The organism is Pantoea sp. GbtcB22, assembly GCF_019091025.1.
Taxonomy (GTDB): Bacteria; Pseudomonadota; Gammaproteobacteria; order Enterobacterales; family Enterobacteriaceae; genus Pantoea; species Pantoea leporis.
Map to the genome: position 1 here is coordinate 1 of NZ_JAGXKB010000574.1, position 247 is coordinate 247.

Annotated in this window: 1 protein-coding gene; it reads left to right on the forward strand. The window is 61.1% G+C overall.

What is annotated here, in order from left to right:
- Window positions 1-247: hypothetical protein (locus KVT28_RS26020; RefSeq protein WP_217551152.1), on the forward strand; the 247-nt coding region annotated here is incomplete at both ends.

A 247-nucleotide genomic window follows, 5' to 3' on the forward strand; every position in this document is an offset into this window, starting at 1 on the left:
GAATCGTTCACCGGACAGATTGCGCTGGCGGGCGCCGATCGCCTCATCGTGCGGCACAAGGTGTCGCTGATCATGACGCTGCCCGTGAGTTACAAGGAGCGAATGGAGCGAATCCAGGGTGTGACGTCCGTTGCGCACATGACGTGGTTCGGCGGAATTTACCAGGACGAGACGAAGAACGCGCTCGCCACTTTCCCCACGGATCCGGAGCCATTCCTCGCGATGTACCCGGAACTGGTGCTACCCG